We start from the raw sequence: 9747 nt of genomic DNA on the forward strand, positions 1-9747 counted from the left end.
TTAACTTACTCTAGAGATACTATAAATCAGCTTTATGAACTCAATATGAATTAAGCCATAAAAAAAACCGCCTAGAGGCGGCAATAATCAACTGCTTGTTTAGTCGGGTAAGTCGGGCCCTTTTCTCCCCTCAGAACTACACGAGTCTCTTTCAAGACATACGGCTCAAGCATACATTATATCCGATTATCTTGGATTTTCTCTGCTCAAGTTCCTGGAGAATCTTTTGTTTAAACTCTTTTAAACAATTATTTTGAGCTACTTTTCATATCAAATTTTCAATTTATATAAAATTTTAACTATTCCTCCATTCTTATATTTTTAGTTGTTAAGTGACAAAATGCCTTTTACTGCACAAAAAAGAGCTTTACTTACCGAACGGGCAGAAATGTTGAACTAATTGATATAATTTAAAGCTTACATAGTTTTACAGAATTTCGTTATAATTGGAATAAAACAGATTGATTACAGAGGAGACGCAAAGTGAAGAAGAAATACAAGGTAGAACTTATCACCGCTGAATCGGAAGCTTCGAGATTTATTAGATATCGGCGGCTCATTCGCTTTCCTCAGCTTACAATGCCACTATTGGCAGCCTATACACCTCCTCATTGGGAGGTTACACATACTGATGAAATTGTACAGAAAGTTGATTTCAATAAAAAGGTAGATTTGGTTGGAATAACTGCAAATACAGCGGCCGCTCCACATGCGTATTGGATCGCGGCCGAGTACCGTAAAAGAGGGATTAAAGTAGTGATCGGCGGTCCCCATGCGACACTAATGCCCGATGAAGTCCAGGATCATGCGGATTCGGTAGTGGTGGGAGAAGGCGAGTTGGTCTGGCCTAAGCTATTGGCTGACTTTGAAAACGGCTGTTTGCAATCCATTTATAAATCCTGTGAAATACCTGACCTACAAAACATGCCTCATCCTCGATGGGATTTAATCAAGGGGCGAACCTATGGAAAAGGAGTGACAATAGCCACACGTGGCTGCCCGTTCGCCTGTGAATATTGTACAATCCCACAAATGTATCAGAGGAAGATGCGATATCGACCGATCGCTGATATTGTAGAGGAGCTAAAGTATATGCCAGGAAGAGCTCTTATCTTCTGGGATGATAATATTGGTGCCAATAAGATCTATGCTAAGGAACTGTTCAAGGCCATTATTCCTTACAAAAGATGGTGGACAAGTCAGGCAACATCGGAAGTCGCATTTGACGACGAATTCATGGAACTTGCTGCCAAGAGTGGATGTAAGGCGCTTTTCCTGGGATGGGAAACGATCTCCCAGAACAGCTTGAACTCCGCCAATAAAGCCCACAATCAAGTGGAAAAGTATAAGGAAATTATCGAGCGATTCCACTACTATGGAATTGCAATTCAGGCAGGGACCGTCTTCGGGTTTGATCATGATGACAGATCCATTTTCCGTTCGACGGTGGAGTTTTACCGTGAGATTGGCCTTGATTCGGCTACTATCAGCGTATTGATTCCTTTTCCGAACACACCGCTTTTCCGCAGGCTGGAGGCAGAAGGGAGAATTCTGACGAAGGACTGGTCTAAATACAATGGAAAAAAAGATGTGGTCTTTCAGCCGGCTCTAATGTCTCCAGAAGAGTTACTAATGGGCACTGAATGGGCGGCCCGTCAATTTTATTCGATTCCATCAATTATAGAGCGAATGTGGAAATCAAAGACCGGACTATGGTGGAATATCATTCGTAATGTGGGATATCATCTGGCACTCCGAAACTTTGGTAACATCGGCTTTAACCCAGAGGAACAAGGGGCCATCTCTACACCTTCTTTCACAAAGGAGGCCAGGTAGTAATTGAATCAAAAAGCCGGATTCTGGTTAAGGGTGTTGGCTCTCACCATTGATGAAATCATTCTTGTATTACAAATTTCTAAAACGATAAAAAAACAGCTAGGTTATAATTTACCTAGCTGTTCTTTATATCACTTTTTATTAAGAATAAAAAATCGAGATATAATGATTGGATTTTTTGGTAACTTAATTTAAGACAATATATAAAGCATATCCTTGCCACAACGGTAAAGTTATGCTTTAAATCACAAATATTCCACCATTACCGTTTTATGTATTTGGTGGAGGCGGTGGGAATCGAACCCACGTCCGAAGACTCCGATCACATAAGCTTCTCCGAGCGCAGTTACCTGTGGTTGATTCGCCTGCCAAGCTGCCAGGTAACCCACTACCTGACAGGCTAGTCTGATTCATCTCTTCCTTCGGCTACAGACGGAAGCCTTAGGCGTAGCCCACTAAAGTTGGCCCTTAGTCCCTCCACATGGGCGATGGAGAGGTAAGGGTTAGCTGCGATTAGGCAGCTAAAGCGTAGTTTTCTTCTTTAGCGTTTATATTTACGCTTGCGTTGTTACGGAATCGCAACCCACCGGCTCGCTACTCATGCTCGAACCATCCCCGTCGAATCCAGAACGCCCCCGTGATTAAAGGGTCGCTCCTGGGAAACAGAGCACGCATAACTTGTTTCGTATCAAGTTGTACCCCTAGTATAGCATATCCTGATATACTATGCAACATGTATGCCAGGATTCATTCCCTTTTTTTACCTGTTCCGATCCCGCAATGCGCGCTGCATTTCACGTTGTGCGTCACGCTGCTTGATCGATTCACGTTTGTCGTAATTCTTCTTACCCTTAGCCAGGCCAATCTCTACTTTGCAGAATCCGCCCTTCAGATACAGACGCAGCGGCACAAGGGAATAGCCCTGTACTTTCGTCTGGCCAAGGAGCTTGTTGATTTCGCCGCGATGCAGCAGCAGTTTGCGAGCCCGCACCGGATCATGATTGTACCGGTTGCCCTGTTCATATTCGCTGATATGGACATTATACAGCCACGCCTCCCCGTTGCGGATGCCTGCGTAGCCGTCTTTCAGGTTGACGCGTCCTCTGCGGATCGATTTAATCTCCGTTCCGGTAAGGACGATGCCTGCTTCATATGTTTCCTCGATAAAGTAATCGTGACGCGCTTTTTTATTTTGCGCCAGCACCTTGATTCCTTCTCTGCTCATCGTCTAGCCTTCCTCCGCCAACTTTTTCTCGTATCTATACATAGTACCACAAAACGAGCGTTTTTAAAAAGCTATCCCTTCAGAAAACCACCATGGCCTTTCAACTGCAACTCCGACATAAAAATTACGGGAAGGGCAGCTGACCTTTATGGTACGAAGGAAAAGAGAGCAGAGAACGAGAGGAGGATTTCAATGGGGAAAAAGGCGAAGGCCTTTTTCTTCCCTGGATCTTTTTTCCTCTTGCCTTTCCTTCTTTCCTCACAATTTTCACAGAAAAATGCGAAAATCCGGAGCTATTCCTCCGGATTTTTTACTATTTCTCTCTTTATTCCTCAAGATTCCCTGCCGGTCCGAAGAATTCGAAGTGAATGTTTTCCTGCTCGACTCCCCATTCTTTAAGCATTCGGTATACAGCTTTCATGAAAGGCACCGGACCACAGAAGTAGAAGTCTGCATCCTTCGATGAAACAATGGACTGAATCCACTCCAGATCAATAAAACCTTCTTTGTCATATCGCCGTGCCGCCTTATCTGCCTCGTCCGGACGCTCGTAACATACAAATGCCCGGATATTTTCATGTTGTTCAGCCAGGCTGGCCACCTGCTCACCCATAGCGTGATAACGTCCGTTAATGGCCGCGTGAATAAATGTTATGTCTCTTTCCGGTTGCGTCTCAGCAAGCGTATTCAGCATGCTTACCATCGGAGTTAATCCGACTCCGCCGCTAATGAGGACGACAGGTATCTCCTTATCTGTATCGAGTACGAAATCACCCGCCGGCACACTCAGAAGCAGGGTATCCCCTTCTCCTACCCGTGCATGAAGGTAGTTCGATACAATGCCTTCCGCTTTGCTTTCGTCTCCGGGTTCGCGTTTTACACTGATGCGGTAATAGTCTTTGCCCGGTGAATCGGACAGGCTGTACTGACGGATATGCGTATACTTCTCTCCCGGAATACTCACTTTTACACTCACATATTGACCCGGCTTAAATGATGCAATTAAGCCTTTGTCTGCGGGTTTTAGATAAAACGAAGTAATGACTTCGCTCTCTTTTACTTTCCTATCTACGATAAACTCACGGAATCCCTTCCAGCCGCCTGGCCGTCTTTCCGCTTCTTCATACATTTCCGCTTCTATGCTGATAAATACATCGGCGATAATGCCATATGCTTCGCCCCAGGCCGTCATAATTTCGTCCGTGGCCGCATCCCCCAATACCTCTTTAATCGCCTGCAACAGATTCTCGCCGACAATCGGATAATGTTCTGGCTTTATCCCCAGGCTCCGGTGTTTATGAGCGATTTGTTTGACGGCAGGCAAAATTTCCTCCAGGTTATCGATATGCAGGGCGGCAGCATATACGGCGTTCGCCAGCGCTTTCTGCTGTCGGCCCTTTTTTTGATTTACATGGTTAAAGATATTGAGCAGTTCCGGATGGCGTGAGAGCATCCGTTGATAAAAGTGCGTGGTAATTGCTTCACCGTATGTTTCTAATACAGGCACCGTTGATTTGATAATCTCTTTCGTTTGTGTGCTTAACATCGTCATCTATCTCCCACTGTTTCATTTTCTGTTAAAGCTTTAACATTATTTATACATTTATTATAGTTATAATAATCAAAACAGAATGTGATCATGATCACACACTTTGTGGCAAGAAATTGAAAAAAACTCGCGGGCGATGCCGCTCGTCCTTTTTCCTCAAAGAAGCCAAACAGCCGCTTTGTGTCGCTCCGGTCGGACCGACAAAACATCCGGGTCGTTCAGGGAGGGAGACAGTTGCCGGTCTTTGTCTCCCTCCGCGTCACACGCTCCACAAGGAAAAAGGAACGTTTGGCACACGCCTCGCGAGTTTTTTCTCGCTTACAATAGAGGGAAAGTATATTTTGCTTTATCACTGTAAAGCGAAATATACTTTCCTATACCATGAAAAAAGCGCATGGCAGCCTGCCCGTTGCAGGTGTTCGCCATACGCTTTCTCTTCGTTATTTCTTCTTTTTCTTCTTTACCGACTTCGGTACGCTGTTTTTCTTCTTTTTCTTCTTTTCGACAACTTCCATCCAGAACGGGTTGTCCTTGCCTTTGGCCGGCTTTCCTTTGCCGCGCGGCTTGCGCTCACTCCTCTGCACCGGAATGACCTTGGCTTTGCGCCCTTCACCGCGCCCCGGAGCTTTGCTGCGCTTCAATCCCACTACTTCAAAGTCAATCGTGTGCTCATCCACATCCACCTTGACGACTTTGACGCGCACCTCGTCTCCAATGCGGAACATGCGGCCTGTCCGCTGGCCAATGAGCGCATACTGGTTCTCGTGGAAATCGTAGTAATCGTCCGTCAGGTAACTGATATGCACCATGCCTTCAATCGTGTTCGGCAGCTCGACAAACATACCGAACGAAGCAACGCTGCTGACGATCCCATCGAACTCTTCATCCATATGCTGCAGCATATATTCCGCTTTCTTCAAATCGTCCGTTTCCCGCTCTGCATCTACCGCATTACGCTCACGTTCCGATGAATGCTCGGCCACATGCGGCATTTTGGCATACCACTCTTCAATCCGGGCCGGCGTGAATCCACCGGGCTTCAATGATTCGCGAATCATCCGATGTACAATCAGGTCCGGATAGCGGCGAATCGGAGATGTGAAATGTGTATAATACTCGGCTGCCAGACCGAAGTGGCCGTGGTTTTCCGCATCGTATTTCGCCTGCTTCATCGAACGCAGCATCACTTTGGAGATGACCGTCTCTTCCGGTGTATCTTTCGCTTGCTCAAGCAGCGCTTGCAGTGTACGCGGATGAATGTTATTTGCTTTGCCTCGTACAAAGTAACCGAAATTGGTTACGAATTCGAGAAATGTCTGCAGTCGATCACCATCCGGATCTTCGTGAATCCGGTAGATGAACGGCACATTCATCCAGTAGAAGTGCTCCGCTACCGTTTCGTTGGCTTTCAGCATGAATTCTTCGATAATCCGTTCCGCAATGGTCCGATCGCGCATCCGCACTTCCGTGGGATTGCCCTCCGCGTCGACCAGGATCTTGGCTTCGCCGAAGTCGAAATCAATCGCGCCGCGCTCCATACGGAAGCGACGCAGGCGAAGCGCCAGCTCCTTCATCGCTTCAAAATGCGGTACCAGGTCTCTGTAGCGCTCTTTCAATTCTTTGTCGTCTTCTTCAAGAATTCTGTACACATCAGAATACGTCATCCGCTCGTTGGTGCGAATTACGCTTTCATAGATTTCATGGTTAACGACATTGCCTTCATCGTCAATTTCCATATCGCACGTAAGCGTCAGACGGTCCACCTTCGGATTCAAGCTGCAAATGCCGTTCGACAGGCGGTGCGGCAGCATGGGAATCACCCGATCCACCAGATACACGCTCGTACCGCGGCGGAAGGCTTCCATATCCAGTTCAGAGTTTTCCTTGACGTAATAGCTTACGTCGGCGATATGAACACCCAGCCGGTAATTTCCGTTCTCCAGCGTCTCAATCGATACCGCATCATCAAGGTCTTTGGCATCGGCGCCGTCAATGGTCACCATAACCCGATCGCGCAAATCTCGCCGTCCTTGAATTTCTTCTTCGCTAATCGTATCCGGTACAGCTTCCGCCTCACGCATGACTTCTTCCGGGAAAGTCTCCGGGAGACCGTATTTGCGGATAATGGACAAAATATCGACACCCGGGTCATTCTTGTGTCCGAGAATTTCAACAACTTTTCCTTCAGGATTGCCCCGGCTTGTCTCCGGATAGCGCACAATTTCAACGACCACTTTGTGCCCGTCGACGGCTCCCATAGATTCACCTTTCGGAATGAAGATGTCCTTCGTAATCCGCTTATCGTCGGTAATGACGAACCCGTAATGCTTCTCATCCTGATATGTTCCGACAATTGTCTGGTTCGCACGTTCTACAATCCGTACGATTTCGCCTTCCAGGCGCGGACCGCGCGCATTCCGGTTCAGGCGCGCCAGCACGATATCCTGGTTCATTGCCCCGTTCATATCATTGGCATGAATATAAATATCCGGTGTTCCTTCTTCATCGGGCAGCACAAATCCAAAACCTTTGGCATGCGCCTGCAGGCGTCCGCGGATCAAATTCATTTTCTCCGGCACGCCGTAGCGGTTGGTGCGTGTACGGATAATCTGTCCCGTATTTTCCAAATGATTGAGAATCTTAACAAATTCTTTAAATTCAGCGGCCGACTCAATCTCGAACGCTTCTTCGAGTTCTTTTACCGTCATGGGACGACTCGCTTGCTCTCGCATAAAACGTAAAATATCTGCTTCTGTTGCCACATCCGCCCTCTCCTTTGCTTGAAATCTATACGACTTTTCTATACTTTATCAAGAATCTTTTCCAGAAAATCAGCCGCATCGCGAAAAACATGCTCCCGTTCTTTATCCAGCGTAATGATATGTCCGGATTTATGGTATTGTTTCATTTCTTTATAGTGTGAACCAATATGCGAATAAATATAATCTCCACTGGAAGGTGCCACCGTTTCGTCAATGGTGGACTGAACGATCAGCGCCGGAGTCGTGACCTGCGCCAGCTCTTTTTTCGTTAAATTGATAAACTGCCAAAGACTGGCGATGCAGGCGACCGGTGTACGTTCATACGGGAACATCTCAGATTCAATGTGCGCTTCTTTTTTGCCGGAACGGGGTATGTACGGACGGGCATAATGCACATATTTGGCCCAGCGGATTCGTTTATCCCGCACGTCTACAGGTGTATTCAGCAGAATGAGCGCGGCGGGAGAACGATGACAGGCAAGACGCAGCGCAAGCAGCCCCCCCATGGAAAGCCCGGACGCCACAATCTGTTCACAGCCTTCCCCGATCAGGCGATCATATCCATTCAGGGCACTCTGCCACCAATCCGGCCAGCGCGTTCGAGCCATCGCCTCCGGCGTCGTACCGTGCCCGGCAAGCAGCGGCGCATGAACGGTAAACCCGAGCTTATGAAAAAACCGGCCCATCGGCTGCATCTCAGCCGTGCTGCCGGTAAATCCATGAAGCAAAAGCAAGCCTATTTTTCCACCCGGATAAAAAAACGTCTCAGGGGAGCGGGGTTTAGCTTTCATGAGGCATCTCTCCTTTGCGTTCGCCATGCGCAGGATCGAGAAATTCGTCAATCAGCGCAAGCAATTGCCCCTGCTCACAATCATGACAGATAATATGTTTCGATTCAGGAAGAATATGCAGGTATTTTTCTGCCGAACGAATCGTCCGATAGATATGCTCTGCGCTGCGCGGCTCCACCAGATCATCCCTGCCCCCCTGAATGATAAGTGTGGGAGCCGTCACCTTCGGCAATTCCTGCTTTAATATTTTGACCAGGTGTCGAAAATGAATCACTGCGCGCGGCGGTGTAGTCTTCGCCTTGTTTACATAGCGCCGGTACGCTTCCCTGGCGTCGCTGGCCGATGTGAAATGCTTCTTGATAATGGTAGCCGCGTCTTTAAACAGTTGGCGGGGATTGATGTAATATAGACTGGCACTCAACAGTACCAGCTTATCAATCGGATAGCGGGCAGACAGATGGGCCGCAATCAACCCTCCCATAGAGAATCCAATCACATGGACGCGTTCACACGTAAGCAGCATATCCTGGAGCACTTCTTCCGCTGAACGCACCCAGTCCTGCCACGTAACCTGGTTCAGGGAGAGAGCATGTCCTTCGTGTCCGGCAAGCACAGGGGATTCGATTCGCCATCCCCTATCCGCGAAATGCCTGGCAACTGGCTCCACTTCGTACGGACTTCCGGTAAACCCGTGAATCAACAAGCAACCGATCATACACATCGTCCCTTCATCAAGATACAGAAAAACAGCAAGCATTCCACTTGCTGTTCAGACCTATGCTCAGGTTATCAATATATGAGGCCGACTAGCGCAGAAAATACGCAACGGCAATAGATAATACCATAAATAATGTTGCCAGGATAACGGTTAGCTTATTCAACAGGGCGTCAATGCCCCGCGCTTTCGCTTTCCCTATGATTTGCTCGGCACCGCCTGCAATCGATCCGGAAAGACCCGCGCTTTTGCCGGATTGAAGCAGCACCACCCCGATAAGCAAAATCGAAACAATTACAAGTAAAATTTTTAAAAATACCGCCATTCTTCTGCCTCCCCAAAACGGAGCGTTCCATTTTTATTATTTGCCATTTTCTAATGTATCATAAAGGACGGCCATCTTCAAGACTCGCCCGATCATGCTCCCGGCAGCTTTGACAGATGCCTTCTAGAATGACCTTTGACTCCAATGGAGAAAACGCGGCTTTTATGTCAGGGTCCAGATCGACAGAGATCTTGTCCGGCTCTATATCCACAAGCTTGTCACATTTCATGCAGTGAAAGTGATGGTGCGGCTTTTCCGTGATTTCAAAACGCGAACGCTCGTCCTGATAGTGCTCATGTACCACACCCAGCTCTTTCAAAGACTTTAACGTGTTATACACCGTTGTGAATGACAGGGTCGGAAAGTCATCCTGCATGAAATGATAAATTTCTTCGGCTGTCGGATGGTCCAGGCGCATGAGCACGTTGATGATGGCCAGTCGCTGTACGGTTACACGTCCACCCCGTTCTTTAATTCGGGCCATGACTGTATCAATGATATTTCCGTCCATTGTCCGCCCCTCCTTTATTTTTCTGTGAAAATC

9 protein-coding genes and 1 other RNA gene are annotated in these 9747 nt (G+C 47.4%); 2 read left to right on the forward strand and 8 right to left on the reverse strand.

Translation table 11 applies throughout. The annotated features are described in order from the left end of the window. Positions 1–483 precede the first annotated feature (483 nt). Both ADA01nite_RS02095 and ADA01nite_RS02100 read left to right on the forward strand, forming a co-directional pair. Positions 484–1836: a B12-binding domain-containing radical SAM protein gene (locus ADA01nite_RS02095; protein WP_218029523.1), complete on the forward strand. Its 1353-nt coding sequence runs from the start codon at positions 484–486 to the stop codon at positions 1834–1836. 3 nt (positions 1837–1839) lie between these two features. Beyond that, a complete protein-coding gene (locus tag ADA01nite_RS02100) occupies positions 1840–2031 on the forward strand; it encodes a hypothetical protein (RefSeq protein WP_146808241.1) in 192 nt (63 codons plus the stop codon). Positions 2032–2115: 84 nt separating this feature from the next. Here ADA01nite_RS02100 and ssrA read toward each other — a convergent pair. The 8 genes from ssrA to ADA01nite_RS02140 all read right to left on the reverse strand — a co-directional run. Further along, positions 2116–2473: a transfer-messenger RNA gene (ssrA, locus tag ADA01nite_RS02105) on the reverse strand. Between the two features lie 123 nt (positions 2474–2596). After that, entirely contained in the window at positions 2597–3061 is a 465-nt protein-coding gene (gene smpB, locus ADA01nite_RS02110) for an SsrA-binding protein SmpB (RefSeq protein WP_146808242.1), read from the reverse strand. A gap of 325 nt (positions 3062–3386) precedes the next feature. Continuing rightward, entirely contained in the window at positions 3387–4607 is a 1221-nt protein-coding gene (gene hmpA, locus ADA01nite_RS02115; protein ID WP_146808243.1) for an NO-inducible flavohemoprotein, read from the reverse strand. A gap of 443 nt (positions 4608–5050) precedes the next feature. Beyond that, positions 5051–7342 carry a ribonuclease R gene (gene rnr / locus ADA01nite_RS02120; protein ID WP_146808255.1) on the reverse strand — a complete coding sequence of 764 codons (2292 nt, stop codon included), beginning with the start codon at positions 7340–7342 and terminating at the stop codon, positions 5051–5053. A gap of 68 nt (positions 7343–7410) precedes the next feature. Beyond that, a complete protein-coding gene (locus tag ADA01nite_RS02125; RefSeq protein ID WP_170230084.1) occupies positions 7411–8163 on the reverse strand; it encodes an alpha/beta hydrolase in 753 nt (250 codons plus the stop codon). Then, entirely contained in the window at positions 8153–8920 is a 768-nt protein-coding gene (locus ADA01nite_RS02130) for an alpha/beta hydrolase (RefSeq protein WP_146808245.1), read from the reverse strand. Before ADA01nite_RS02130 ends, ADA01nite_RS02125 begins: the two co-directional genes overlap by 11 nt. A gap of 49 nt (positions 8921–8969) precedes the next feature. Continuing rightward, positions 8970–9203 (reverse strand): preprotein translocase subunit SecG, encoded by a 234-nt coding sequence (gene secG, locus ADA01nite_RS02135; RefSeq protein WP_146808246.1) that lies wholly within the window; start codon positions 9201–9203, stop codon positions 8970–8972. Between the two features lie 58 nt (positions 9204–9261). Next, positions 9262–9747: Fur family transcriptional regulator (locus ADA01nite_RS02140; RefSeq protein WP_218029524.1), on the reverse strand; the 486-nt coding region annotated here is incomplete at its 5' end.

The sequence above is a fragment of the Aneurinibacillus danicus genome, assembly GCF_007991215.1.
In the GTDB taxonomy this organism is placed as follows: Bacteria; Bacillota; Bacilli; order Aneurinibacillales; family Aneurinibacillaceae; genus Aneurinibacillus; species Aneurinibacillus danicus.

Excerpts from the sequence above, each read along its gene's own strand:
- smpB (WP_146808242.1), bottom strand. The coding sequence starts at position 3,061 with ATGAGCAGAGAAGGAATCAAGGTGCTGGCGCAAAATAAAAAAGCGCGT.
- ADA01nite_RS02125 (WP_170230084.1), bottom strand. The coding sequence starts at position 8,163 with ATGAAAGCTAAACCCCGCTCCCCTGAGACGTTTTTTTATCCGGGTGGA.
- hmpA (WP_146808243.1), bottom strand. The coding sequence starts at position 4,607 with ATGTTAAGCACACAAACGAAAGAGATTATCAAATCAACGGTGCCTGTA.
- secG (WP_146808246.1), bottom strand. The coding sequence starts at position 9,203 with ATGGCGGTATTTTTAAAAATTTTACTTGTAATTGTTTCGATTTTGCTT.
- rnr (WP_146808255.1), bottom strand. The coding sequence starts at position 7,342 with ATGCGAGAGCAAGCGAGTCGTCCCATGACGGTAAAAGAACTCGAAGAA.
- ADA01nite_RS02130 (WP_146808245.1), bottom strand. The coding sequence starts at position 8,920 with ATGCTTGCTGTTTTTCTGTATCTTGATGAAGGGACGATGTGTATGATC.